This is a genomic window from Geothrix paludis (genome assembly GCF_022808815.1).
In the GTDB taxonomy this organism is placed as follows: Bacteria; Acidobacteriota; Holophagae; order Holophagales; family Holophagaceae; genus Geothrix; species Geothrix paludis.
Genome location: NZ_JAKZLC010000002.1, coordinates 361,832 through 387,946 on the forward strand (window position 1 = coordinate 361,832; position 26,115 = coordinate 387,946).

Sequence of the window (26,115 nt, forward strand, 5' to 3'; positions counted from 1 at the left end):
AGGAAAGTCACAGCGCCCGCCAAGGCCCGGACCCATCCTCAACTGTGGACGGGTGTCCCCTGGATGGAGGCTGCCATGGCCGCCCACTTCCTCCGCCGCCACGACTTCACGCACGACCCCTCGATCGATTGGCTGCTGATCCTGATCGGGGCCCTGTTCGCTTGGCTCTTCTGGCCGGCCACCCACGTTCACCATTGACCCTTTCCCGGGGGTTTGGATGGCGCTGGGCTGGTTCGCGACCGATGTTGGGTATGGACCGTGGTCCTCAGGATCGGAGGTTCCCATGACCACCCACGCCCACCCCCATCCTCATGGCCATCCCCACTTTCACCCCCAGGTGCCCCTCGCCCGGTTCACCTTGGATCATCCCTACGCCGCCGAATGGACCCTGGTGATCCTCGGCACCCTGGCCGCCCTGCTGCTCTGGTACTGGAACAGCTGACCCCCGCCCCGCCTGGAGGCTCGACAGCCGCCCCCGTTCCGCTAAGATAGAGCTTCGCGCTGGCGCGTAGCTCAGGGGTAGAGCACTACCTTGACACGGTAGGGGTCGGCGGTTCGAGACCGCCCGCGCCAACCAGCTAAAACAAGAGATGCCCGAACTTAAAAGTTCGGGCTTTTCGTTTCTATGACTCAATCCGCAACCATCAGCAAACCATCAGCAAAACCCGTGGTTTGAACCAGGACGGATCAAGACGCACAAATGCGTCAGGTTTGCGGCTCAACGCAGGTATTCAGAATGAACGATCCATTGCCGCCCACGAGGATCCAGATTCCCCGCCCCAGCCGGCACCACACCTAATTGTAAGTTGCCCGATCTATCCCTGGGCTCTCACCATCCTTAGAGATGGAAGTGAGAGGGCGCCATTTTGAAGATCCTCATCGTGGAAGACGAATCCAGGCTAGCGGAGGTCCTCCGACGAGGGCTGCGGGAGGAGGGAATTGCTGTCGAGTGGGCCGAGAACGGCCTTCGTGGCCAGGAGATGGCCCTATCCGGCAGTTACGATGCGGTGGTTCTCGATGTCATGCTACCCGGGCGGAACGGGTTCGAACTGCTGCGACGGATAAGGGCTGAGGGATCCAAGGTGCCCGTCCTGATGCTCACAGCCAGGAGCGGGCTGGACGATCGTGTCCGGGGATTGGATTTGGGGGCAGATGACTACCTCCCGAAACCGTTTGCCTTCAAGGAACTGATGGCGCGTCTGCGGGCGATCACCCGTCGGCCCGCAGTGGAACCTCAGAGTCGGCTTCGGATCGCGGATCTGGAAATCGATCTGGGGACCCGGGAGGTCCGCCGTGGAGGCAAGGCAATCGACCTGTCCTCCCGGGAGTTTGCCCTGCTCGAATTCCTAGCCCGTCGGAAGGGCCTGGTGCTGACCAGGGCCATGATCTTGGATCACGTCTGGGCTTCCGATTACGATTACGACGGTGGATCCAATCTGGTCGATGTGTATGTGAACTACCTTCGCAAGAAGGTGGACCATGGTCACCCGGTCAAGCTCATCCATACCATCCGTGGGGCGGGATATGTGCTCCGGGAGCCCGCCCCGTGAAAATGACCGGCACACTCCGCTTTCGACTGACCGCCTGGTACAGCCTCGCTCTGGCCACGGTTTTGCTCGTGTTCGGCGCTCTGCTCTACGCCGTGGTTCATCACCACCTGCTGCACCACCATGACGAGCCGCTTCGTGCCAGCGCATACACCATCCTGAAAATCATCGATGAGACAGACGACTGCCATGTCCTGACTGACCGCCAAATCGAACAGCTCGGAAAGGTCGGGAAGCTGGCCCTCATCCACGAGAGCCAGGGAGAGCGGCAAGTGTTTTTTGACTCGCCAGAACTCAGCGGAAGTCCACTTGAGCCGGTCCTGACCGAGCTTCCCCTCAAACACCCGACGACACTGCAGTTTGAAGCTTTGGAAAGAGACGGCGCCTTCTGGCGGGTTCTCTCCCTTCCCTATCAGGTCCGTTCTGGACGGAGGGGAGTCATCCGCGTTGTCGAAGACATGGGCGACATCAAGGAAACCCTGAAAGCCTTACGTATGGGCCTCCTGATCCTCGCACCTATCGGAGTTTTCGCGTCCAGTCTCGGAGGCTATTGGCTTGCCGGGAAGGCACTCGCGCCTGTGGAGCGGATCACGGACCTGGCCCAGGAGATTGAGGCCAGCAGCCTCCATCGGCGCCTCCCCCATCCGGGCAAGGACTCTGAGATCGGGCGCCTGGTGGAAACCCTAAACCGCATGTTTGGTCGCCTGGATGCCTCTTTCGAATCCATGAAAAGGTTTACCGCGGATGCCTCTCATGAGCTCAGAACCCCGTTGGCGACTATGCGAAATGCCATCGACATCACTCTGAAGCGGCACCACACCCCAGAGGAGCATGAGGCCACCCTCAAGACCCTCGGGATCGAGGTCGACCGCCTGAATGGCATCGTTGAAGACCTTCTTCTTCTGGCCCGAGCAGATTCTGGGCGGCTCGTCGTAAACATGGAGCCGGTGAGACTCGACCAGATTTTGGCTGCCCAAGTCGAGGCCTTTTGGGAACAGGCGGAAGCTTCAGGTATCGATTTGCAGGTCCGATCCACCGAGGCAGTCACCATCATAGGGAATGAGCGATGGCTTCACTTGATGATCGGTAACCTGTTGGGAAATGCCCTGAAGTTCACCCCGTCTCGCGGAGAAATCATTGCACGGGTTGGTATCGCTGATGGAGAAGCCAACCTGACCATTTCAGACTCCGGTCCTGGGATCCCCCCAGGGGATCTGGAGAAAGTCTTCGATCGATTCTTCAGATCCGACCCAGCCCGATCCAACGCCAGGTTACCTGGGACAGGACTGGGATTGGCGATCGCGGCCTGGATCTCAAGTATTCATGGTGCTGAGATCCTTGCGGCAAACCGACCGGAGGGAGGCGCCGTGTTCACTGTTCGATTCGGCCACCGTCCAAGTTGACGGACCCTCTCTACAACACCGATTAGATAGCAAAGTCCACAGGTCGAAAGAGGTCATTCATGGAACTCGTCAATGCCGAGACAGCCTCCGCCCTAGAAGAAGTTGTTGGCAGGTACCGCGCTGATCCAGAGTCTGTCTACCACACATGGTTTCTGGGCGAGGATCGTTTGAAAGCCTTCCGGATCATTCGGCGGGGCATTCAAACAGTGGTTGAGGACATCTTCAGGGGAGTGTTTCCTTGCGACTACCGCGGGTCCAGCCTGGAATTCGTGATGGCCGCCGTGACGGAGCAGAAACAGGTCTTTCAGGGGGCGGCCCATGCTTTCTACTGGAAGCCGAAGCTCCGGATCCCGGACATCTACGAGCACCGGGAGAACCAGCTCGGTTTCGCCAGATTCCTGGATGAGGCCTTCAAAGCTGGCCGGGAAGATCAAATCCTGGACGCCATCCATCGACTGGATGGGCTGAAGATCAAGGGCATGGGGCCGGCTGCTGCCAACCTCCTCTACTTTCTCCACCCCACGCTGATGCCTCCCTTCAATACGGCCATCCTGAACGGTTTCAATGCCCTCACTGGAAGCACCTTGAAACTTGGCTCATGGCGAGACTACCTGGTCATGCGGGAAGGCATTCAGGCTCTCAACAGGCGATTTGCTGATCGGTTCTCCAAAGACCTGGGTGCCGTATCAGGATTTCTGTTCGACCTCGGCATCGGCAAGATCTCCATGGATTCCAATGTAGAGACGGCCCTTGCCTTCGAAGAGAAGAAACTGCGAAAGACTCTGGAGAAACGGCACCAGGAAGTCCTGGATGACGCCAAGGAGTCCTCCCTCCACGCCCGGATGCAGGCTCATCTCATGAAAGTTGGCCAGGCTCTGGGATACCAGGTATGGATCGCACGTAATGACCGCCAGGCTCCGAATTGCCATGACGGCGGCAGACTCGGAGAAGGTGCTTTGACGACCCTTCCACCTCTGGGGCTGAGTTCGGAGGTGCTCAACACTGTGGAGCTGATCGACGTGCTCTGGCTCCATGAGAGCCGCGTGGTTTCGGCGTTCGAAGTGGAGAAGAGCACATCCATCTACTCCGGCATCCTCCGTTTGCAGGACTTGAGCCAATCGCTCTCAGACCTCGGACCTAGCTTGTTTCTCATCGCGCCAGATGGGCGGGAGGGCGAGGTCAGGGCCCAACTGCTGCGCCCCGCTTTCCGTCAGTTGGCCAATAGACCGGCGCTCATCACGTTCACCGATCTTGAGGCCCATTGTGACGCTCTGTGCAGGTTCGGAAGCGACCAAACAGTGCTCGATCGCATTGCTCGCCGCTTCTGAAACCATTCGGTGGGAAGCTGCTTCTTTCTGGTGATTGTGTCGTCCGCCTCCTTGACCTTCCACGCAATCATTCTGAGAACTCTCCCTGTTTCGCACGCTATTTGGGCCAGTACACGATGCCGACTCCAACGCTCGTTCTGGGGCCTCCATCGTTGAGGCCCGCGATGAACGACCCTCGGATGGCCAAGCGATCCGTGACCATTCGGAATATGCCCAGGGAGACCTCCCGGGGGGCCGGGACCCCGGCGTACTGGGTCCCGCGGGCCTCGTAGGCCACGGAGTAACGTCCCCGCGCCGCCAGGTAGGTGAGGCCGAAGCCGGCCGTGTAGACCCCGTTGGCGGTCGCGGCGTTCGACAGGGCACTGCCCGGCTGGCCTTGGATCCAGCCGCCAATTAAGGTGGCCTGGATCTGGTCCCACCGCTGGTGGAGGCCAAGGAATCCGCCCACGTCGAGCTGGCCGGTCCCGAGGCCTTTAGCTTGGTCGGCGGTGGGGAACTTGACGGCAAGGGCGCCATCTAGGGAGAAACCTGATTCCGTCTCAGGAACGAGGCGTCGGATCCCCCGGACAAGGACATCCCCCAGCCCATTGGCCGTGGCATCCTGACCCCCGCCGCTTGTCTGGAGCCGGAGGTAGGGCACACTGAGGTTCACATCGAACCGGTCACTGGCGTAGCCGATGGTCCCGTAGGCGAGTCCTAGACGGCTGAGTGTTGGGGAACCGAAGTCGCCTTGCTTAGCTCCCAGGCCTCCCTCAAGGTATAGAGCGGGATCGCCGGCGTGGGCCATCGACGGCAGAGCGGCCAGCCCTATCGCCAGTAGAAGCCGATAGAACGAACGGCTTGGATGGGAGATCACTTCGAGGCTCCCTTGGGCCGGAAGCCCTCCGCGGTCTTGGCCATGTCGGCCATGCGAGTGTTCATGCGCTTCAGCATGGCCTCGTCCATCTGCCCGGCGCGCATGCGGGCGGCCATGTCCTTCATCATCGCGGCCATGTCATCCATCACAGTGGACATCCCCGACATCGTCTTCATGTCCATGGCCGGGCCCATGGCACCGGCCATCGTCTCCATGATCTGGTGCATCTGGGTCATGGTGCCGGCCATGCCGTGCATCATTTCAGCGGTCATCATCTGGCTGCCCATCATCTGGGCACCCATCTGGCCGGTCATCATGCTGCCGGATGAGGTGCCACCGTTCATGCCTCCACCAGCCATCTGGGCCATGGCGGCCCCGGTGGTGAAGGCCAGGAAGGCGGAGGTGCTCAGGAATCGGGTGGTGCGGGACATGGAGATCCTCCTGGATTAGGTGTGTGGTGGTTGAGAAGGGATGATGGTTGGGAGGGAAAATACCTGGGCAGCCCCTGAGGTGGGTCCAGTGTGGGGCGCGCCTTGACGGAGGAAAGGGGAAACCCGGAGGTCAGCGCGGCCCCATCCGAAGGGGCGGGGCCGCGCCGGTCTGGATCCATGGGAACGTTGGGGTTAGTGGGCCGCCAGCCAGCCCACCACCAACTTGTAGGTGCCGGCATCGTAGAAGAGGAGCCCGCGGGCCTGGACGTCGGCGCCATTGGCGACCGCGGTCGTTCCCATCGCCTGCGTGCCTGCCTGTTGGTAGACCTGCACCGTGGTGACACCCGTCAGGGTGGTGAAGGCGGAATCCGAAGGAAGGTTCAGCGTGAAGGTCGTCAGGGAGCCGCCGGCGGTGTAGGCGGACACGGTGCCATGGAGAGCCTGAGGCTCCAACTGCACCTGGCTGGCGGTGAGCGTGCCGAGGGTGCCCGTCATGCCGCCGCCCATGCCACCGCTGCCACTCATCATGCCGGTGGCGCTCACCACATTCACCCGCTGGCCCTTGACCAGGCTCCCGGCGTCGAACGAGGGCGCGAAGGGCAGCCCAGTGAGGTTCACACCATCCGTGTCGATGCTGTAGGGCACGGTGGCTGGCAGGGAGATGATGAGATTGCCGGCGATGGAGGAGGCCATCATTCCGCCACCCTGGCCCGCATTGGCGGCCAGAGTGAGCTGGGTGGGCGGATTACCCGTGATGGAGGTGATCAGGCCCCCGCCCATGCCCCCGGTGGATCCCACGCCCATGTACTCGACCCGCTGGGCGAGGTAGGTTCCGTCGGCCTGCAGGCTGGCGTCCACGGCCACCATCATCCCGGAGGTCATCATGTTCATGCCCGGAAGGCCAGTGGCGGGGAACTGGGTGTTGCCGTTCGTGGTGAACGTGGCGGACGGCAATCCCATCATGGAGCCCATGGTGAAGGTGGATCCGGAGATGCTGGAGACGCTGCCCACCTGGTGCTGCATGCCACCCTGCCAGGGGTTCGCGGAGGTTCCGGACACCGTGGCCATCGCGGCGGTCATGGCGGGGCTGAAGGTGACATTCCCCGAGCCGTCGATGGTGACGGAGGAGGCCATGTTCATGTCGAAGTTCAGCGCCGCAGGCGCGGTCCCCACGGTCATGGACGGGCTGAAGGGCACGGTGGCGGTGAAGGGGCCGGCCATGGTCTTCTGGGTGTAGGCGTGGGACACGGGATCCATGTAGCCCATGGAAACGGAAGAGACCGTCACCTTCGCCTGGGTATAGGTCCCCTGGGGCACGCTGAGGGTCGAGACCGGCTGGACCGTGGCCATCAACTGCATCATCTCCGTGGCCGCGGAGGCTGGCATCACGTTCACGGTGGCGCCGGCCGAATTGGTGAGGGTGATGGAATTCACCGTCATGCCGAAGGCCATGATCCAGTCCGCCGGCGCATCGCCAAGGCTCACCTGCATGGGGGTCGCCGAGGGGGTGGGCGCGGAGGCGGTGGAGCCCCCGGCGTTGCTGCCGCCACCACAGGCGACGAACCCCAGCGCGCCCGCCAGGACCAGTCCGCCCGCGGCCACTTTGTTCAGATTTCGGAAAGCCATTTCATCCTCCAGGGGTTCGCAGCGATCGCGCCACTCGGAGAAGGACAGCTCAAGGACCGTGCCAACGGTTTTCCTATGGATTTCCATGCCTTCCGGGTCGTCTTGACCCGATTCTCGCTGGTAGGGTCGGGCCGTTCTGGTCCAGGGCGGGTCGGGGTGACCCGGATCGGATTCAGTGCATGGGTCCGGGCATGGCGCCCGGGCGCATGCCGCCGGCGGGCATGGTGCCCGTGCCCATGAGCCCATCCATGCCCATGCCATGGTCCCATCCCCGCTCGTCGAATCCGCGTTCGGGCATCGGCGCCACCTTGGGCAGCAGCCCCGGTCCGAAGGTGGACCACTCACCCGCCTTCACGAAGACACTCGCCGCCTGCGGGGTTCGGGGCATCACCTCCACCACGCCCTTGAAGACCGCCAGGACCGTCTTCCCGGCCTTGTCCACCTCCACGCCGTAGCGTGTGCCACGGACCGCCAGCAGGGCCCCGGGAACGGCCACCTGCCGCTCCACCGGCGGCCCGGCCAGCGCGTCGAAGACGGCCTTGAGTCGGCCCTGGTCCAAGACGATGAGGACGCCCGGCTCGCCACTGGCCAGTCGGACCTGGGTGCTGCCGGAGACCTCGAACCGGGAGGCCCGCTCGGGCACAGCGATCACGGCGCGGCCCCACCAGCCCGTCTTCACCATATCCCCCGCGTCGGCCGGATCTCCGGCCGCGGCCTTCACCTCGCGGTGGGAGTCGCCCCCGGGCCATCGCAGCACCGTGTGTTGGACCGACTCGAACCGGTAGGTGAAAGCTGCGGGCGCCGGGGCGGGAACCTGGAGCAGGAGGAAGGTCAGGGGGGCCAGCAGGAGTTTCATGGTTCGTCGCCTTCAGGATCTTCAACTTCGGGAGCATCGGGCCGTTTCAACTTCCGTGCCAGAGTCTTCCGTTCGATGCCCAGGATCCGCGCCGCCTCGGTCTTGTTCCCGCCACAGCGCGTGAGCACGGTCAGGAGGTACAGCCGCTCCAGCTCGTCGAGGGGGAGGAAGGGCTCGGGAAAACGCAGGGGCGTGCCGGGGACCGGAGACGCCAGCGCCGGGAAAACCTCGGGAAGCGAGGACCCCAGGATCCGTCGCACGGGGGCTGGATCCCCCAGGGTGCCGGCCTCGATGAGGACCCGGCGCACCACGTGGCCCAGTTCCCGCACGTTGCCCGGCCAGGGGTGGGCGGCCAGGACCTCCAGCACGGTCGGCGAGGGAACTCCCGGATCCGGCAGGCCCAGGTCCCTGCGGAACCGGTCTTGGAAGTGAGCCACCAGGGCAGGCAGGTCCTCGATCCGCTCACGCAAGGGTGGGATGCGGATCTCGTAGCCTGCAAGCCGGTAGAAGAGATCCTCCCGGAAGGCGCCGGCCTCCACCATGGCCCTCAGGTCGCGGTGGGTGGCGGCCACCACCCGCACCTGCACGGGCTCCCCCTTCTCTGCTCCAAGGGGTTGGACGATGCCGTCCTCCAGGAAGCGCAGCAGCTTCACCTGGAAGACCGGCGAGATTTCTCCGATCTCGTCGAGGAACACCGTGCCGCCGTGGGCCTGGGCCAGGACCCCCTTCCGATCCCGGTGAGCGTCCGTGAAGGCCCCGCGCCGGTGGCCGAACAACTCGCTCTCGATGAGCGTGTCGGGGATCGCCCCGCAATGCACGGGAATGAAGGGACCCGCCGGGTGCGATCCAAAGCGGTGCAGCGCCTGGGCCACCAGTTCCTTGCCCGTTCCGGTCTCGCCGAGGACGAGGACGGGAACCCGCATGGGCGCGACCTTCCCGATGGCCTTGTAGACCGCGACAAGGGCAGGGGCGGATCCCACGATCATGCTGGCGGGATCCTCCTCGATTCGCACTGGGATCGCTGGCCGCCCGGCGAGGGCGGCCTCCACCCGTGCCAGCATCACCTCCAGGTCGAAGGGCTTGGCCAGGTAGTCGAAGGCGCCTTCCTTCAGGGCCTGCGCCGTGGTCTCGATGGTACCTTTGGCGGTCATCAGGATCAGGGGCGGGGGATCGTCGAAGGCCTGGAGCGCCTTCAGGAGATCCAGCCCGGTGCCCCCGGGCATGTAGATGTCGCTCACGACGAGGTCCGGCCGTCGGTCCCGAAGAGCGGCCACAGCCGGCGTCAGTCCCTCAGCCCGCATTACGCGGTATCCCCTCTTCTCCAACGCCATCGCCACCATCTCGCGGATGGCCAGGTCGTCGTCCACTACCAGAATCTCCGCCATGTCCCCCTTAATCGGCACTTGCTAGGGGAAGCCTGACCTCGAACCGGCTGCCCCCCTGACGTCCCGCTACCACGACCACGGTGCCACGGTGCCATGCCACCACCTCGGCTACCAGAGCTAATCCAAGGCCCAGACCAGGTGCCAGTCCCTGGGTGCTCCCACGGGCGAAGCGCCCGAAGATCCGCTCCCGTTCAGTCTCAGGAATGCCGGGACCCTGATCCTCCACTTCAAGAAGAGCCTGTCCCCTCTCGGCCGTGAGGCCAACCCTCACGGGCGCGCCCTCTGGGGAGAACTTGAGCGCGTTGGACACGAGGTTCTCCAACACCCGCGCCAGCAGACCCTCGTCCCCCAGGACCTGCAATCCTGGAGCAGTGTGCGCCTCGAAGGGCCTGTCTGTTCCCGCCTTCAAATAGGCGACCCGCGCTTCACATAGGGATGAAAGATCCAGACGGTGAGCATCACCGCGGTAGTCACGAAGCCGGAGGCGTTCCAGATCCAGCAGAGCGTCCACCATCTGCGCGAGGCGTGAGGCCTCAGACACCACCATGCCAGCCACCCGCGCCCGTTCGGCCTCGGAGAGGTCGAACTGGGCCAAGAGCTGCGCCAGTCCCCGGACGGAGGTGAGGGGGGTCTTCAGTTCGTGGGCCACCACCCTTCGGGCCTCCGCCTCCTGCTTCTGAGTTTCTGCGAGATGGCTCTGCAGGGCCTCCAGTTCGGTGATTCGGTGACGCGCCTCGGCCGCAGACAGGCGGCTTTTTCGGAAGTGGTCCCAGACCGTGGCACCACCCGTAATCCCAAGGGCCACCGCCATGGCCAGAGGCGCTAGTTCCAGATGAAGCGCATGGAGCGAGCCTGCGGATAAGGGCAAGGGAGCCAGGATGAAAACCAGCGCCAGAGCCGGAAGGGCCCTTCTGGCTACCGAAGCGAGGAGAGCGCCTAACCAGGCAAGGCTGAAGGCCAGGGCTGCATTGAGAAGCGGAGATGCGGGACGAAGCAGGTCTTTCGAAAGGATGGCTTCCGTCGCCTGGGCCTCCACGAGCACACCAGGTTCAGTGGCCCCCCGACGCGTGACAGGCGTGATGACTCGGTCACCCAGACCCGCAGCACTGACGCCAACGAAGACGATGCGCCCTCGAAGCAGGGGCGAGGGATTCTTGGCCATCAGGGCGCCGGCATAGACTGTAGGAACGGTGCGAGCCTTGAACGCCGGGAACAGGGTGAGGCCCACGGGGACCAGGAGGCCCGGATCGCCGAGTCGGGCGGCGGCTAGGGGGAAGGCGAGAAGGGCATGCCCATCCACCTCTCGGGTGGCTGCGAAGTGCCGGACCACGCCATCCTGGTCCAGGTCGAATCCGACATGGCCCGTCTCCGTCTGCCGAAGAAGCGGGGCTGGCCAGAGTCCGTGCCCCGAATCATCCACCCCCGCAGCGAGCACAGAGGGTCCCTCGGCGAGCGCCTGCGCCAGGGCCTCATCGCCCGCCCGGCCTTCGGGCAGGAGCAGATCCACGGCCACACCCTTGGCACCGGCGGCGTAGATCCCTGAAACCAATCGAGAGAGCTTCGTCCGGTCCCAGGGCCATGGGCCCTCTGACCTCAGCGCGGTTTCGTCGATAAGAACCAGCGCGACCCCAGAAGCTGGGCGCTCGGGGGAAAGGCGGAGAAGGGTGTCACGAAGCAGCCATTCCCAGGGCGTGAGCAAGCCCGAGAGTTCTAGTGCGAGAGTCAGCACGGCAGCCAATGTGGGCCAGAGCAACCTCAGGGGACCCCCTCCTGAAAATCCGCCAAGAACCCAAGTGGGTCGGAGGCAGTCTGGATTCTGGCGCATCGGACCGACTGGCCCCAAATCAATCCACGGAACAAAACCCCCTGCCTCCGTGGACAAGAAAAGTTCCGGGGGGTGCGGATGGTGCAACCTGCCGTTCAACAAGGATCTTATCGGGTCCACTACCTCCAGGATTTCCCCAGTCTCCGGGTGGCTCTTCAGCCCAAGTTTCAGTCCAACTCTAATCTTCCCCTAATCCTTCGGGACGATACTGTCCTCCAATCAGAATTCTGGAGGCGTCCACGCCTTCGTCGGAGGATCTCGTCCTTGGTTTTCGCGATGAATCGTTTGACCACCTTTCTGCGTCGACACTCATTTGCCCTGGGTGCCCTGGTGCTGCTCGTGGCCCTTGGGGCGTGCTGCCTCTCATGGATCGTCGTTCACGGGATCAGTGCTCGCGACCAACCGACCGCGGCAGAATCGATTTTGGCCAGGGCCCTTCGGCATGCGGCTACGCCAAGAGCGGCCCGTAATCTCGCGAATCCCGTTCCCCTTAGCGCGGTGGCGCTGGAAGAAGGACGAATGCACTGGGCGGACCACTGTGCCCTATGCCATGGCAATGATGGAAAGGGCATGACCGAGATCGGTCGGAACCTTTACCCCAAGGCCCCGGACATGACCGCCGCGGCCACCCAGGGTTTAAACGACGGGGAACTGTTCTCCATCATCAAGAACGGGGTCCGCCTGACGGGCATGCCCGCCTGGGGCGACAACTCCAGTGCCGGGGACGAGCAGTCCTGGAAACTTGTCCTCTTCATTCGGCACCTGCCCATGGCCACGCAGGAAGAGCTCGACCAGATGCGGACCATGAATCCGATCTCACCCATGGAGCGTCAAGAGGCCAAGGCTGAAGACGATTTCCTCAATGGGACGGAGGCTCCCACTGTCGGGGGCACCCCCACACCCACCGCTCGAAAGGAGCACCGATGACGAAGCCATCCCTTCTTCTCTGCACCACCCTGCTCACCATCCCGGCCTTCCTCCAGGCGCATACCCATAAATCGCTCATGGGCACCGTGAAGGCCATGGACAACGCCCGGATCGAACTGACCCTCAAGAACGGGAAGACGCAGGCTATTCCCCTAGCCAAAAGCACCATGATCATGCGAGGCAACGAGATGGTAGGCGCCGACCAGGTGAAGCCCGGCATGAGGGTCGTGGTCATTCTTGCCGAGGATGATCACACAGCGGAAACCGTTAAGATCCCGACGCTGCGGTGAGGCTACCCGCAGGGGGCTCAAGACCAACCATATCTTGAAATTACAATTAGATAGGGTCCGAATAGGGTCTCAGCGACCAAGATGACTCAGCCACATGGGAAGTGCGGCAAAGCGCTTCGGCCTTCGGCCTGCCTAGCAGGCATTTCACCTTCGCTTCAGGTTCGAATCCTTGATGTGACCAATACCACTCAAATTCCTTAGAGCTTTTCACCAAGCCTTCATCTTCGGATTCCAGGCTTCAAGTCGGTTTGATGACCATCAGGCCACCAATCTCGGGGGCGACCCCGAGGCTTCCTGGTCCCCCCCTCATTGGAGCCGTACATGAAACTGGTTCGAACCCTTCTCCTGCTGCTCGGCAGCGGGCTTCCAATGCTCGCTGTGCCTGCGTGGGCGCGCCTGACCGGCATGTCCTGCGCGGACTGCCATGCCGTGCCCACGCTTCAACTCACTTCTATGGGGCTGGAATTCCAAAGGAACGGGGCACGCCTTGACCCGACCTCATACGATGCGGCCACTCAGCGCCTCGACACCTACGCATCCATCACGGTGGACGCCAGCGCCCAGGCCGTGAAAGGAGCCAAGCCCTCCACTCAGACCTCCCAGCCTGATATCCAGATTGTCTCTGGAGGGGCTCTCTCGGAGCGGTTCAGCTACACCCTGATGTACCACTTCAACACGGGCGCCACCCCCTCTGACGGCATGGAAGAAGCATTCATCCAGTACAACCTTCCTATCAGCAAATCGGCCTTTCTCCAGATCCGAGGAGGCCAGCTGAATCCTGAGATCCTCCGGGACTTCGGCCTCGGAGCGGGCAGTGCTCTCGGGGCGCCGCTCGTGCTTTCGACCCCTATGACGACCACCTCCCCTTTCACCCTGGATGCCTTTGGGCGGGGAGTGGACGTGAAACTGAACTGGAGCCGTCTTGAGCTCGCGGCCGGTGTCCTGGACACGCTGACGCCCACGACGGACGCGACAGGAGCGACCCTGTCGGGCCCCAGCCCCACGAACCACAAGGATACCTATGCGTCGGCTCTCTACCGATTTGATGACAACGCTTCGGGCATCGCGCTATTCCGACTGGATGGACAGAATCCTGTTCTAGATCCGGCCAACCCCGGCACGCCGCTCTTCACCGACAACTTTTACCGGAACGGGGCTCTCTTCCGGTTCATCCGTGACGATTGGCGTTTGATGGGCGCCTACTTCGAAGGAAGGCATCAAGTGGATGTGAGCGGGACCGATGCCAAGAACGCCGGCTATTTCGCGCTCTGCGACGTGAACCTCGCTCCCACCTTCGGCATCTTCGGGCGGTACGACTTTGTGCGGCCCGACAAGTCGGACACGACCAAAGACCAGTCCATGAAAACGCTGGGGCTCAACGGCTTCGCTTTCTCGAGCGCAAAGGCCGGTGGCCGCTGGACGGTACAGGCCTCTCGCACCACCTACAAGGATGGGATCACCCCCAACAACGATCAGCTCATCGCCGATCTGATCATTGCCTTCTGATCCTCTACCTCACGTTGCGGGGGCCCTGGTTTCCGGGGCCCCCCTCTCTTATGCTCCCCAGTGCGTACCAGGCTCCGAGATGGGAGGCCTCATGAAAGTCCTGCTGGTGGAAGATGAATTGAAACTGGCTCGAGCCCTGGAGAAGGGGCTTTGTGCCGAGGGTTTCGTCGTGGACAAGGCCGTGGACGGCCTCCGCGGGCTTGAGATGGCATTGACCTGTCACCACGATGTGATGATTTTGGACGTCATGCTTCCTTACCTGAACGGGTTCGAGGTGCTCTCACGAGTACGGCAGCAACGATGCAAGGTCCCTGTGATTCTCCTCACTGCGAGGAACAGCTTAAGCGATCGGGTCAAGGGTCTAGACCTTGGCGCGGACGACTACCTCCCAAAGCCCTTTGAATTTCCAGAATTGCTCGCCCGGATCAGAGCCGTCACCCGACGCCCTGCATCTGAGCCCCAGCTCATCCTTCGCTTCGCGGACCTTGAACTGAATCTGGGAAGCCGCGAGCTCCGGCGCGACGGGCATCTCATCCCGCTGAGGGCAAAGGAATATGCGCTCATGGAACTCTTCATGCGGAGGAAAGGCCTGGTCCTCTCCAGAAGCATGATCCTCAACCATGTGTGGGCCTCTGACATGGACTATGGGGACGCCTCAAACCTGGTGGACGTCTACGTTGGGCAACTCCGCAAGAAAATTGATTCCGGGCGGGATCAGAAACTGCTCCACACCTTGCGGGGCGCCGGTTATGTCCTTCGGGAACCATCCTGATGGCCACGTTCCATAAGACACTGAGATTCCGCCTGACCGCCTGGTACAGCGCAGCTCTGGCTTCCTTCATGGTGGTCTTCACCCTTCTCACATATGGGCTGGTCCACCGACGCCTACTCCAGCATCATGACGGATCCCTCAAGGAGATCGCTGCACAGGCCCTCCAGATCCTCTCCGCGCAGGCCGATTGTGAGCATCTCACGCCGGAACAGCAGGCCCAATTGGGCCAAGTCGGGCGGCTCCTCCTTATCCACGAAGACCAGGGACAGCGGAGCGCCTTCTTCCTTTCACCCGAGATGCAGGTCAATCCCATGGTTGCGCTTCTAAGCAAAGCGACATGGCATTCCGCGGACGAACCCTGGTTCGAGACCCTTGAAGACAATGAAAGGCCTTGGCGCGTGTTCTCGGTCCCCTACCAAACCCGGATGGGACGGAAGGGAGTCATCCGCGTTGTGGAAGATCTGGGGGAGGTCTCACCCATCCTCGCGTCTCTTCGAGATACGCTCCTGCTGTTCTTTCCTCTCGGACTAGCCATATCCGCTGTCGGGGGGTACATGCTGGCTGGACGCGCCCTGGCGCCCGTGGAAAGAGTCACTGCGATGGCCAGGGAGATTGAAGCCAAGAATCTCGGGCTTCGGCTCCCACATCCCGGGGCGGACTGCGAAATCGGTCGGCTGGTGGACACTCTCAACCACATGATGAACCGGCTCGAAGGCTCCTTCGAGGCGATGAAGCGGTTCACGGCTGACGCCTCCCACGAACTCAGGAGTCCACTGGCGAACATCCGAAGCCTTGTGGACGTTGCAAAACGAAGCGATCCCTCACGCGAGGAGTGTCAAGAGGATATGGCCAGCATCGGTGAGGAGGTAACCCGCCTCGGTCAGATCGTGGACGACCTCCTTCTGATGGCTCGCGCCGACACTGACCGTCTTCCCATCCGAATGGAGAGCTTAAGGCTTGATGAACTTGCCCAATACCAAGCCGAGGTTTTTATCTCCCGAGCCGAAGAGGCGGGCATCCGCCTGGAGGTCCAAGCGCCATCCCCGGCTATCATTACCGGGGATGAACGATGGATTCATCAGCTGATGGCGAATCTTTTGGACAACGCCCTGAAGTTCACTCCCCGCGGGGGCCGGGTGGTGTTGGGGGTTTTCCCAGAGGCTGAAAACGTACTATTGATGGTTGAGGATACAGGGCCTGGCATCCCCGAGACCGACCTGAGGCGTATCTTCGATCGGTTCTACCGGTGTGACAGTGCGCGCTCGCACGCTACGGCGCCCGGAGCGGGGCTTGGCCTAGCCATTGTCCACTGGATCACCCAAGCGCATCAGGCTTCCATTCGAGCCACCAACAGATCCGAGGGAGGGGCCCGATTTGTCGTGCGATTCCCGCCTCTGGGGAAGGCGGTGGCTCATGAACCCTTGTGAGAAAAGGCGAGGTCGATAGGCGTTACGAAACCGTAGGGTCTGCCTTCATGCAAGATGATGACCATGGGATGCCGGATAGCCAGCTCGTGGAGCTGCTCCGGATCCGCCCCTGAATCCAGCCAGGGGAGGTCGCTTTGGATCCATGGGCCGACGGGCTGAGCACGGGTCTCCGGATCTGAGATCCAACCGGCGAGCAGGGCTCGGGCTTCCACCCCGCCAAGCACGCTGGATTTGTCCATGACGGGAATCATGCTCAACCCACCAGCCTCCATGCGCTTCAGCGCGCTGAGGGCAGGATCCTCCGGACTCACTGAAGGCGCGGAGCCATCCTCGAACCGGCGTGCCACCAGATCCCTCAGATCGCCAAAGCAGGGGGAGGTCTCCCAACCCCTTCGGCGAGTCCAAGCGGGATTGAAGACCTTGGATAGGTACCGAGCACCCGTGTCGCAAACAAAGGTCACCACCCTCTTGGGTGCCTTCTGTTCGCGGCAGTACTTCAGGGCCGCCGCCACGAGTGTGCCCGTCGAGGATCCCGCGAGGATGCCTTCTTCCTCCAGGAGCAGGCGCGAGGCCTGGAAACTCTCTCTATCGCTGATGATGAAGGCACCCCGCACCGCAGAAAAATCGGCTTGAGGAGGGAGGTAGTCTTCACCGATGCCCTCCACCGCCCAGCTCCCTGCCTCACCCATGGTTCCATCCTGGAGCCACGGTGCGAGGATCGACCCTTCGGGATCAGCGAGGATCATCTCAACAGGGCGTCCCTGCTTTCGGAAGCATCGGGTGAGCCCTGCGAGGGTCCCTCCAGAACCGACTCCGCACACCACAGCATTCACATCATGCCCCATCTGAGCCAGAATTTCGGGGCCTGTGGTTTCTTCATGGATCTTCGGATTCGCGGCATTGGAGAACTGGTCGGTGTAGACGGCCCCAGGGATGCTGGAGGCCAATCGGGCTGCCACGTTCTGATAGTAGTCAGGGTGTTCCTTGCCGACATCCGAGCGTGTCAGGTGGATTTCCGCGCCATGGGCCCTGAGTTGAATCAGCTTCTCCTCGGCCATCTTGTCAGGGACCACCAGGAGAACTCGATATCCCTTGGCTCGACCAACCAGCGCGAGACCAAGACCCGTGTTCCCGGCGGTAGCTTCGACAAGCGTTCCTCCAGGGCCCAATCTCCCCTCTCGCTCGGCCTCAAGGATCATCGCCAGAGCCACCCGATCCTTGATTGAGCCACCAGGATTTTGGGACTCCAGCTTTAGGAATAGTTCGCAAAGGCCGGTGTCAAGGCGGCCAACCTTCACGAGTGGCGTTTGGCCAATGAGATCAAGCACAGAGTTCGATGATGAAGGATACATAGGCGCTCTCCGAGGGTCAGGGAAGGCCGACAATGACGTAGGCAGGTGGAAGGTTCCGCCAGACAGGTCCGAGTACGTGGACACGTCGGAAGTGATTCTGGAAAAGCGGTATCAGCCTCAGGCCGTACTGGAAGGCAATGAATCGACCCCCTGGAGCGAGCCCAGAGCGCGCAGCGGACAGGATGCGATCCCGAGAGCTAACCGGGAGGGCTTGGAATGGGATGCCCGAGACAACCGCATCCACGGGACTCCATCCGAGGGCCTGGAGGCAATCCTCAAGCCCTGCAGCGTCCCCCGTTCGGATGACCAGACGTGTATCCCTCACGTGATGTTGAAGGCGGCGAGCCAGATCCGGATCAAGCTCCAAGGCGAGCAATCGTCCTGTTGGAGGGAGGGAATTCAGCAAATGCCGGGTAATGCTGCCCGACCCCGGCCCCAGCTCGACGACGGTCTGCCCGTTGACCATCCGGGTCATGACCTTCGCCAGAGGTGCGCCGCTAGGAAGCACCGCGCCAATCCTTCTCGGTCGGGACAGTGCTTTCCCGGCGAACAGAATAGGATCAATCCACTGAGGGGCGCCGGTCTTCGGGCGGGACAGGCGAGCAATCACGGAATCCATACTTCACTCCAGTCGTAAGTTGTCGGGTGTTGACAGCCATGGAAGACATGGACCGACAACAACGACAACCGCCTGCTTCCAAACTGGAGGAGGGGCTGGGCTGGAGAAGTATTGAAGGATGTCGCATGGAAGTTCCTCTAGACGTGTTCGAGCTGGGCCTGATCGGCGCTACGCTTCAACACATCTGGGACATGCACTCCTCCTAATTGATCAAGAATACAGGAATTTCTTTCATCTCGGAGCAACTCCCGCGCAGTTTGATGGACGTCACTACCTCTGCGGCCACGCTTTGGAACGCATCAGTGTCTATTGGGGACGTACCGAAGGCGGAGCGCGTTTAGGACCACCGTCACGCTGCTGAGGCCCATGGCCGCACCTGCGAGCATGGCACCGCCGAAGCGTTCCAGGGTTCCGGTCGCGGCGAGGGGGATGAGCACCAGGTTGTAGGCAAAGGCCCAGGCGAGGTTCTGCCGAACGATGGCTTGAGTCCTTCGGGCGAGACGGAGCCCCAAGCGAAGCGGTTCCAGGCCCGGACGCAGCAGGTTGATGGGAGCGGCGGCCTGCGCAGCCTCAAGGCCCGCCATGGCGATGCCCGCGTCAGCCTGGGCGAGTGCAGCAGTGTCATTGACTCCGTCGCCGACGAACCCAACCACCCGGCCAGCGGCCTGGAGGCCTGACACTCTGGCACGCTTCCCTTCAGGCGTGCATCCTCCCACGCTCTCGGACAGGCCAAGGAATTCCGCCATCCGGCTCGCGGCTTCGGGACGGTCTCCGCTCCAAAGGTGCAGCCTCAAGCCCTGGGCTTTCAATTCGCGGACGAGGCCCATCGAGGCAGGTCGAACGGCGTCAGACAATCTGAAGATGCCAATGAGGTGCCCCTCTTCCTGAAGCCCTACTAGGGTGCCTTCCGCGTCGGGCCAAGCAAAGTCCACTCCGAGGAAAGCAGCGTTGCCCAGGCGATAGGCGAGACCTCGAACAGTGCCCGTGACGCCGCCTCCAGGGTGGGCCCGGAAGCCCTCCACCGCCTCCAGATCCTGTCCTATGGCTGCCTCTCTGATTCCCTGAGCCAACGGATGTTCGGAATCCCGCTCCAAGGAAGCGCTCAGACGCACCAGATCGTCCGAAGTCCTCACGCCGAAAGTACGCACCTCTTGCAAGGTCGGCCGTCCTTCAGTCAGGGTGCCGGTTTTGTCGAAGGCCAAGTCCGTGAGGTTTGCCAGGCGCTCGAATGCGTGAGCCTCCCTGATCAGCAGCCCGTGCCGGGCGGCGGTGCCCAAGGCCGTGGTCATAGCCACAGGTGTGGCCAAGCCAAGGGCGCATGGGCAGGCGATCACGAGGAGGGTGACAGCCGGACGCCAAGCCTCCGCCACAGAGCCTGTATAGAGGTACCAGCCAAAGAAGGTCAGAGCAGCCAGGATCAGAATCGCGGGCACGAACCTGCTCGAAATACGGTCCGCCAGAGCTTGGACACTTGCCTTGGAGGTCTGCGCCTCGGCGATCTGGGCGGCCAACCGGGCCAGCCAGCTCTGGGCACCCACGGCCTGGACTTCAACTTCCAGGGCACCTCCGTGCACCAGGGCGCCGGCGAGGACTCTGTCCCCTGACCGCTTGGGAACGGGAAGTGGCTCTCCAGTCAGCTGAGCCTCTTCCACATCGGCCTCGCCCGTGAGGACAGACCCGTCGGCTGGGATTTTGGCCCCAGGGCGGACGCGGATGCGGTCGCCTGGATGGAGATCGGCCACTGGAACCTCCCGCTCCGAACCATCCGCTTCGAGCCGCATGGCCGTGCTCGGGGCCAGCTTCAGCAAGGCCTTCAGACTGTCGGCGGACTTGCCCTTGGCCTTGGCTTCCAGCCATTTCCCGAGCAACAGGAAGGCCACCAGCAGCCCCGCTGTCTCGAAGGACAAATCGTGGCGGCCGGCAAGACCCTCCGAAATACCAAAGGCCCAGGCGGTGCCTGAACCCAGGGCGATCAAGGTGTCCATGCTGGACTCGCCTTGACGAAGCAGTTTCAAGGCGCGAACGAAGAAGGACTGGCCGGCGCCGAATACCACCGCAGCGGAGATCAGGGCTTGGATCTCCCAGCTCAGGTGAAGGTTCAGCCCAGGTACCATCGTCAGCAGCAGCGGGATGGATAGGACCCAAGCCAGGGCGGCCTTCACGGCCAAGGTCCGAGCCTCCGCGCCTTCGGGCTGGTTCGTGCGATCCAGGACGAGCGTGTAGCCCTTCTCGGCCACTGCCTGGGCCAGGGCCTTGGGCGTGGTCGCGGGGGCATAGGCCACGGTGGCCTCGTTAAGGGCGAGGTTTACCATGACGGTTTCGACACCGGACACGGCCTTCAAGGCCTTTTCGACCCGAAACACGCAAGTAGCGCACGTCATGCCTTCGATGGGGAAGGTCCGAGATTCCATTGGTTCTCCTTGGGTGACGGGGGTCACGCGTCTAGCTCGGCGAAGAAAGCCCCCCCCCTCATGCTGGCGAGTCGGGGATGTAGCGAGAGGGCGGCCGCGGCCAGTTCGAGATTCTGGCCACGGCCGGACGTGTCCTGATCAGCGGGAAGAGGCGGGATAACCCTCCGCCGACAGGGCGGCCAGGATGCTGGGTACCGCACTCGCCGAGGCTTCGATTCGGATCTCCCGGGTCTTCAGGTCGATCTGGGCCTCCGTGAGACCGAGGCCCTGCAGGGCCTTGCGGATGGTCGAAACGCAGTGTCCGCAGGTCATTGCGGGGACACTCAGGGTGATGGTGCTGGACATGGGATCTCCTGTGGAAGGGGCCGTGACCACGGCCTTCACAGAGAAAGACGGAGATATCCCGATCCGCTTACAGGTTTTTTGGTTCTAGCAGGGCCGGCCGGCAGCGGCAGTCGAGGCACCCATGGGCGGCGCAGGTGCGGCAGGTCCGCTCCACCTTCTCTCTGAGGGCTTTCCGGGCCCGATGGAGACGTACCGCCATGGCGTTTGGGGTGATGCCCAGATGAGTCGCGGCTTCAGCAAGGGTCTGTCCGCCCAAGTCGATGGCTTCCAGGGCATTGGCTTCGGCTGGTTTCAAGGTGGGGAGTAGAGCCTTGATGCACTGACATGCCACCTGTTCGAGTTCAGGCTCTTCCGCTTCATCCAGCTCCCTGGCATGCCGTTCCGCAGCGCGAAGCTGGGATTGGCGGGCCCGGTGGTGGTCGGCCAAGGCATTCCGGAGCACCCGGTAGAACCAGGCCACCGCGCTATCGGCCGAATCTGGTTGCGCGGTTGTCTGGATTACCTTCAGGAGTGAGGCCTGGACAAGATCCTCCGCCTCCGCCCGATTCTGCGTTTGCGCGGTCAAGAAGCGGACGAACTGCTCCCTGGCCTCCAGAAGGGTCGAAAGCACGGGATCTGGATTGGTGCTGCTCATGCCGTCACACAAAGAGGTCGCAAAGATCGAAAAACGAGGGCAAGACAGGGTTGATTGGCCCGATGGCCCCCAGGTTAGGTTCTTGCATCAAATCTCATGCTAGGCGCAGACGGCAGGGTTCGACACGCAGGAGGCCTCGCCGATAGTCCGACGCCGGGAGAAAGCCTTCCATGCAAAAAGGACGCGGTCAATCCAACGGGAGACGTTGGTGTTCCCCGGAGGAGAGGCGGAATCGCTGAATCCATGGTCCATTCCAGTCCAAAGGGCGTGGGGAGATGGTCCTGCTCGCAGGTAACGATCCTCCGGCAGAGCCGGAGGCCTTATTAGGTGAGCCGCTCAAAGCGGCTAAGCGGGGTCGCTAACGCGGCCCCGAATTAATTGGGGCCACCTTCCCGGTGGCTTTCAGCGCCAAAGCTCCAGCTTCTCCAATCGCTCGTCCTCCTTTTCCTGATTCCGGATATACGTCCGTATCTGGTGCTCGTCACTTCCCACCGTTGATACCAGGTATCCACGCGCCCAAAAATGCTGGCCCGTGAAATTCCTCTTCGTTTCTCCATACACTCGCGCCAGATGAATTGCGCTCTTGCCTTTCATGTACCCCACCACCTGAGACACTGCATACTTGGGTGGAATCATCACCAGCATATGCACATGATCTGGCATCAGGTGTCCCTCGAGAATTCGACTCTCCTTATGCCCTGCCAACTCCTTAAACACCTCTCCAAGATGTTCCCTCAACTTCCCGTACATTACTTTTCTTCTTCGCTTTGGCACGAATATGATGTGGTACTTACACTCCCACTTCGTGTGGCTTAAACTTTCCGTTGGGTCCATCTCAGTTCTCCTCATATGTGCGCTTGCCGGCTCACCTTTAAGAGTTCTGCGGTGGACTCCTGTAATTGTCAAACTTCTACTGTCACCCCCGCGAAGCGGGGGGCCTACTCCACTTGGTTACCAACGACAACACGCGTCCTTCCCACACGGGATATGGCACCGGTCGGAGATCACGATGAGGGGCTTCACAATCAATCTTTGGACGTGTGGAAGACGGATCGTCCTGACGTCGCGCGTCAAGACATCTGGAATAGGAGCTTCTCCTGATGTGTCGAGAGTGTCTTCTTGTGGCGCAAAAATGTACTAAGCAGGCCCCGCAATGGTGGGGCCTGAGGCAGTTTGCTCGAATCACTTTTTCGGAGCAATCGGTTCCGGGTGATTCCAGATAGTCGCGGTTCAAAAAGTGAAGCGCATGCCAAAGCCAAAGGAAGTTGGGTCGGCCCCTTTCTGAACCGTCTGGCCAGTCGATGCGCCGATGGAGCCTATGTTGAAATTGTAAGCCGCGTTGGCACTGTTGGTGATCCTGGAGTAGACCCCGTAGATCTGGGTGCTCTTGAGAATGTTGTAGGCGTAACGGGCGCCGAATTGTGTCGCACCAGTATCGGTAGTCGCGAGCGCACCACCCGCGGCCGAGGCAAGGTTGGTACCCGTGAAGTCAGGAGCCTTCTGGAAATTCACCAGGAACTCATGCTTACCGATCGCCTGCTTGACACCAACATAGAAGGAGTTCTGCTTCACCTCCACATCCACAGGAACAGCCGCAGTGGTCGTGAGCGTGGATTTGCTCGTGTTGTACATGGCGCTGAGGGTGGTGCCCGTGGGGAAGTTGATGCCAGCGAAGAGAGCATCAGATTTGTTGGTCTCCTTCCGGTATCCCCCCCAGAGCACATCCTTCAAATCTGTGTGGACATAGGAAATATGGAAGAGCTCGGTCTCGTAGCGGGCCAGGACATCCCATCCGCCTGGATCGACATTACCTGCCGCATTCGCCTTGGCAGTATCCACGATGTAGTTGACCGCCGCAGAGAACCCGTTGAACGTCGGAGTTGTGTACATGATCGAAGGCATTCGCTGGAAGTAGGACTTCCCCGGACCCGCAAACCCAAACACGGTGTAGGAGGAGTCGATGCCGGTCGCACCCGGAACCAGATCAACCTTGGCAGTCGCCCCGCGGAATCCTGAGGTGAGGTAGCCAGCCTTCAAGGTTCCCCAGTCACCCGTCACTCCCAGGAAAGTATCCCGCCTGGCACCAAACACCGATGTTCCAGACCCACCAAGGCCAGAAACAGGCACGGTTGTATCGTTATTGATCACGGGAGTATTCATGGAACTGACTTGGTTATTTCCAAGATCGATGTAGGTCTCGAACTGATAGATGAGGGCGTTGTTGCCGACCAAGGACACCTTGCCCTTGACCCCGAGCAAGGAGCTATTGGCGTTAAGCCTGGTGCGACTGGGGATGTCGTTTGTCCCTGGGGCAGTGGTCGATCCCTCTGCCTTCGTGGATTCAACGGTCAGATCGGCTACACCGTAGATCGTCGGGCCAGTCTGTGCGAAAGCACTACCACACACGATGCTGGTGGTGACCAGAGTGAAAACATGCGAAATCTTTTTCATGTTGCTCTCCGATTGTGATGCTTATTGTTATGGTTAATTCTCGACAAAATGCAAATGGCATAATAATAACTTTATAAATACTTATTTCTTTATTAATTATTAATTTAAAATATTTTAATTCAAAAATAGAAATTTAAATAAACAACGCTAGTCGCAATTAATTGCAGCTGAATGATGACTACAATTAATTACATTTCGGGAGGGCCTCTATCCAATCCTGCGCGCATCAACATTCAATACTTTTTGGCATTAAAAGATTGAAATCGTGTTGGTTTGCCTTTTCATCGACGGATTTGCCATCTCGCAGAATCAACGTTCGATCAAAGAACGGCTGATTCTCCACGTTGTGGGTCACCATGACGATGGTTTGGCCCTGATCATTGAGTTCCTTGAGAAGAGCCATGATTTCTGCCGAGGTGGTGGTGTCCAGGCTGCCTGTGGGCTCATCCGCCAACAACAGAGGCGGTTGGTTGACCAAGGCGCGGGCGATGGCAACCCGCTCCTGCTCGCCTCCTGAAAGCTGGTTGGGCAGGTGTCCGCCGCGATCTTCCAGACCGACGCGCGCCAGCATCCTGGCCGCCTGGGCGCGCTTCTCGGTCTTCGGTATGGTCTTGACCGCCAGGGGCAGCATCACGTTTTCCAGGGCCGAAAGATAGGGGACCAGGTTGAAACTCTGGAACACGAATCCGAGATACTCCCGCCGGAAATCCGCGAGCTTCTCGCTTCCCAAGGCGTAGAGATCGATGCCGTCCACATGGATCGCCCCTGCGGTGGGATGGCAAAGTCCCCCAAGCATCGAGAGAAGGGTGCTCTTACCTGAGCCGGACTGCCCCATGATGCCCAGGAAGGCGCCTTCTTCCACCTCCAGGTTGAGTCCTTTCAGAGCTGTAACCTGGTGGTTTAAGCTGCCGTTGTAGACTTTTCTCAAATTTTTGATATCGATGAATGCCATGGATCTGTCCTTGTTCAGATAGCCCGCAAAGCTTCGGTGGGGTCGAGTTTGCTCGCATGCAACGCCGGGTAGAACGAGGCTGAAGTGCCTACCAGAACGGCTAGGAGAGTGGAGCCGCCGGCCAGAGACGAGCTCCATGCGAGATGGGGATGGCCCTGCGCCAGCCAAGGGAGGAGAAGACGCGTGACGCCCATGCCCACCAGGTAGCCAAGGACTCCGGCCAGCAGACTGACGCCGATGGCCTCCATCAGGATCAGAGAGACCACATGGCTCCGGCGAAACCCGAGGGCCCGGAAGATCCCGATTTCCCGGGTCCGCTCATTGACGGATCCCATCATGGTAACGAAAACCACCAGCGCGCCGATCAGGAGGACCACCACGGCGACCCCGAATGAGAAGGACTTGAACTGGTCCAGGGCATGTAGGCGGGTCTTCACCACCTGCTGGATGGCACTCACCTTCGCTCCGGGAAGCGCCTCAGAGATTTGGGAGACCATGTCCTCCACGGGACAATCGCTGCAGAGAGCGGCCACCTCGACCAGGGACACTTCCCCGTCTTTCTTCAGAATCCGTTGGGCGGTCGGGAGTGGCGCGATCAACAGATCGTCGTCCTGGGACCCGGTTTGGCGAAGGACCCCGGTAAGCGTGAAGGTCTCGCCCCCAAGTGTCACCGGCGAGCCGATGCTCAGGCCGAGTTTCTGGGCTGCACGTCGTCCGGCCACCAACTCATGGTCCGAAGCCAAACGCCTGCCATCGAGAGTCCACCAACCCTTCACCCGGAATTCCGTCCGGGGGTCAACTCCCATCAGCATCAGACGGGAGGAGCCGATGGTCACCGCTCCCAGCACCTTCGGAGCCACTGCGGCGATGTTCTGGTGGTTGGGGATGGATTTCAGACGGACGAGATCTTGCTCCCTGATTTCCTGGGCATCGAGCGACAAGCCTCCCAGGGTGATCCCTCCATAGGACAGGGCGAGTTCATCGCTCTTGGGGGTGATCACGATATTGGCGCCGAAGCTCTCCAGCTTGTGCTCGGCTTCCATGGTCAATGACTGGGTCAGCGAGAGCAGGGTGACGACGGTGGCGACCCCGATGAGCAGACCAGCCACCAGAAAAGCCATGCGGGACTTCCGTCGCCAGAGGTTATTCCATGCAATGGTGCGGAGGTTCAT

25 protein-coding genes and 1 tRNA gene are annotated in these 26,115 nt (G+C 61.3%); 11 read left to right on the forward strand and 15 right to left on the reverse strand.

Annotated features, from left to right (window positions below; all coding sequences use genetic code 11):
* The first annotated feature begins 75 nt into the window (after positions 1–75).
* The 6 genes from MLE64_RS15735 (at position 76) to MLE64_RS07280 (ending at position 4,278) form a co-directional block, all read left to right on the forward strand.
* Positions 76–198: a hypothetical protein gene (locus tag MLE64_RS15735; RefSeq protein ID WP_279341194.1), complete on the forward strand. Its 123-nt coding sequence runs from the start codon at positions 76–78 to the stop codon at positions 196–198.
* An 85-nt stretch (positions 199–283) separates the two neighbouring features.
* Positions 284–442 (forward strand): hypothetical protein, encoded by a 159-nt coding sequence (locus MLE64_RS07260; RefSeq protein ID WP_243287699.1) that lies wholly within the window; start codon positions 284–286, stop codon positions 440–442.
* A 60-nt stretch (positions 443–502) separates the two neighbouring features.
* Positions 503–577 (forward strand) — tRNA-Val (locus MLE64_RS07265).
* A gap of 289 nt (positions 578–866) precedes the next feature.
* Positions 867–1,550: a response regulator transcription factor gene (locus MLE64_RS07270; RefSeq protein WP_243317106.1), complete on the forward strand. Its 684-nt coding sequence runs from the start codon at positions 867–869 to the stop codon at positions 1,548–1,550.
* A 2-nt stretch (positions 1,551–1,552) separates the two neighbouring features.
* A complete protein-coding gene (locus MLE64_RS07275) occupies positions 1,553–2,950 on the forward strand; it encodes a sensor histidine kinase (protein WP_243317107.1) in 1,398 nt (465 codons plus the stop codon).
* A gap of 59 nt (positions 2,951–3,009) precedes the next feature.
* The gene (locus tag MLE64_RS07280; RefSeq protein ID WP_243317108.1) at positions 3,010–4,278 is read left to right on the forward strand and encodes a type II restriction endonuclease; all 1,269 of its coding nucleotides are present in this window, start codon (positions 3,010–3,012) and stop codon (positions 4,276–4,278) included.
* Between the two features lie 97 nt (positions 4,279–4,375).
* On the opposite strand, the gene MLE64_RS07285 is transcribed toward MLE64_RS07280, so the two are convergent.
* The 6 genes from MLE64_RS07285 to MLE64_RS07310 form a co-directional block, all read right to left on the reverse strand.
* The gene (locus tag MLE64_RS07285; RefSeq protein ID WP_243317109.1) at positions 4,376–4,726 is read right to left on the reverse strand and encodes a hypothetical protein; all 351 of its coding nucleotides are present in this window, start codon (positions 4,724–4,726) and stop codon (positions 4,376–4,378) included.
* A gap of 404 nt (positions 4,727–5,130) precedes the next feature.
* Positions 5,131–5,565, reverse strand: coding sequence for a hypothetical protein (locus MLE64_RS07290; RefSeq protein WP_243317110.1), 435 nt, complete (start codon positions 5,563–5,565; stop codon positions 5,131–5,133).
* Positions 5,566–5,757: 192 nt separating this feature from the next.
* The gene (locus MLE64_RS07295) at positions 5,758–7,191 is read right to left on the reverse strand and encodes a DUF5666 domain-containing protein (protein ID WP_243317111.1); all 1,434 of its coding nucleotides are present in this window, start codon (positions 7,189–7,191) and stop codon (positions 5,758–5,760) included.
* 172 nt (positions 7,192–7,363) lie between these two features.
* The gene (locus tag MLE64_RS07300; RefSeq protein WP_243317112.1) at positions 7,364–8,047 is read right to left on the reverse strand and encodes a FecR domain-containing protein; all 684 of its coding nucleotides are present in this window, start codon (positions 8,045–8,047) and stop codon (positions 7,364–7,366) included.
* The gene (locus tag MLE64_RS07305; protein WP_243317113.1) at positions 8,044–9,432 is read right to left on the reverse strand and encodes a sigma-54-dependent transcriptional regulator; all 1,389 of its coding nucleotides are present in this window, start codon (positions 9,430–9,432) and stop codon (positions 8,044–8,046) included. The genes MLE64_RS07300 and MLE64_RS07305 overlap by 4 nt, the downstream gene beginning before the upstream one ends.
* Before the next feature lie 7 nt (positions 9,433–9,439).
* Entirely contained in the window at positions 9,440–11,257 is a 1,818-nt protein-coding gene (locus MLE64_RS07310; protein WP_243317115.1) for a CHASE2 domain-containing protein, read from the reverse strand.
* A gap of 276 nt (positions 11,258–11,533) precedes the next feature.
* Here MLE64_RS07310 and MLE64_RS15740 point away from each other — a divergent pair, with 276 nt between their 5' ends.
* The 5 genes from MLE64_RS15740 to MLE64_RS07335 all read left to right on the forward strand — a co-directional run bounded on the left by MLE64_RS15740 (position 11,534) and on the right by MLE64_RS07335 (position 16,179).
* Positions 11,534–12,184 carry a c-type cytochrome gene (locus MLE64_RS15740; protein ID WP_279342965.1) on the forward strand — a complete coding sequence of 217 codons (651 nt, stop codon included), beginning with the start codon at positions 11,534–11,536 and terminating at the stop codon, positions 12,182–12,184.
* Positions 12,181–12,474 carry a hypothetical protein gene (locus tag MLE64_RS07320; RefSeq protein WP_243317116.1) on the forward strand — a complete coding sequence of 98 codons (294 nt, stop codon included), beginning with the start codon at positions 12,181–12,183 and terminating at the stop codon, positions 12,472–12,474. Before MLE64_RS15740 ends, MLE64_RS07320 begins: the two co-directional genes overlap by 4 nt.
* Before the next feature lie 321 nt (positions 12,475–12,795).
* Positions 12,796–13,980 (forward strand): hypothetical protein, encoded by a 1,185-nt coding sequence (locus MLE64_RS07325; protein WP_243317117.1) that lies wholly within the window; start codon positions 12,796–12,798, stop codon positions 13,978–13,980.
* Positions 13,981–14,071: 91 nt separating this feature from the next.
* Positions 14,072–14,752: a response regulator gene (locus MLE64_RS07330; protein ID WP_243317118.1), complete on the forward strand. Its 681-nt coding sequence runs from the start codon at positions 14,072–14,074 to the stop codon at positions 14,750–14,752.
* On the forward strand, positions 14,752–16,179 hold the full coding sequence (locus tag MLE64_RS07335) for a sensor histidine kinase (RefSeq protein ID WP_243317119.1): 1,428 nt from the start codon (positions 14,752–14,754) through the stop codon (positions 16,177–16,179). The genes MLE64_RS07330 and MLE64_RS07335 overlap by 1 nt, the downstream gene beginning before the upstream one ends.
* Here MLE64_RS07335 and MLE64_RS07340 read toward each other — a convergent pair.
* From MLE64_RS07340 to MLE64_RS07375, 9 genes are all read right to left on the reverse strand, one after another.
* Positions 16,164–17,531 (reverse strand): pyridoxal-phosphate dependent enzyme, encoded by a 1,368-nt coding sequence (locus MLE64_RS07340; RefSeq protein ID WP_243317121.1) that lies wholly within the window; start codon positions 17,529–17,531, stop codon positions 16,164–16,166. The genes MLE64_RS07335 and MLE64_RS07340 overlap by 16 nt on opposite strands.
* A gap of 16 nt (positions 17,532–17,547) precedes the next feature.
* On the reverse strand, positions 17,548–18,150 hold the full coding sequence (locus tag MLE64_RS16025; protein ID WP_423748243.1) for a class I SAM-dependent methyltransferase: 603 nt from the start codon (positions 18,148–18,150) through the stop codon (positions 17,548–17,550).
* A gap of 299 nt (positions 18,151–18,449) precedes the next feature.
* Positions 18,450–20,588 (reverse strand): heavy metal translocating P-type ATPase, encoded by a 2,139-nt coding sequence (locus tag MLE64_RS07345; RefSeq protein ID WP_243317122.1) that lies wholly within the window; start codon positions 20,586–20,588, stop codon positions 18,450–18,452.
* A gap of 111 nt (positions 20,589–20,699) precedes the next feature.
* A complete protein-coding gene (locus MLE64_RS07350) occupies positions 20,700–20,906 on the reverse strand; it encodes a heavy-metal-associated domain-containing protein (protein ID WP_243317123.1) in 207 nt (68 codons plus the stop codon).
* Between the two features lie 67 nt (positions 20,907–20,973).
* Complete coding sequence (locus tag MLE64_RS07355; RefSeq protein WP_243317124.1) at positions 20,974–21,540, reverse strand: RNA polymerase sigma factor; 567 nt, start codon at positions 21,538–21,540, stop codon at positions 20,974–20,976.
* Between the two features lie 402 nt (positions 21,541–21,942).
* Positions 21,943–22,374, reverse strand: coding sequence for an IS200/IS605 family transposase (tnpA, locus tag MLE64_RS07360; RefSeq protein ID WP_243317125.1), 432 nt, complete (start codon positions 22,372–22,374; stop codon positions 21,943–21,945).
* A gap of 396 nt (positions 22,375–22,770) precedes the next feature.
* The gene (locus MLE64_RS07365; RefSeq protein WP_243317126.1) at positions 22,771–23,991 is read right to left on the reverse strand and encodes a porin; all 1,221 of its coding nucleotides are present in this window, start codon (positions 23,989–23,991) and stop codon (positions 22,771–22,773) included.
* Positions 23,992–24,217: 226 nt separating this feature from the next.
* A complete protein-coding gene (locus MLE64_RS07370) occupies positions 24,218–24,943 on the reverse strand; it encodes an ABC transporter ATP-binding protein (protein WP_243317127.1) in 726 nt (241 codons plus the stop codon).
* Between the two features lie 14 nt (positions 24,944–24,957).
* The gene (locus tag MLE64_RS07375; protein ID WP_243317128.1) at positions 24,958–26,115 is read right to left on the reverse strand and encodes an ABC transporter permease; all 1,158 of its coding nucleotides are present in this window, start codon (positions 26,113–26,115) and stop codon (positions 24,958–24,960) included.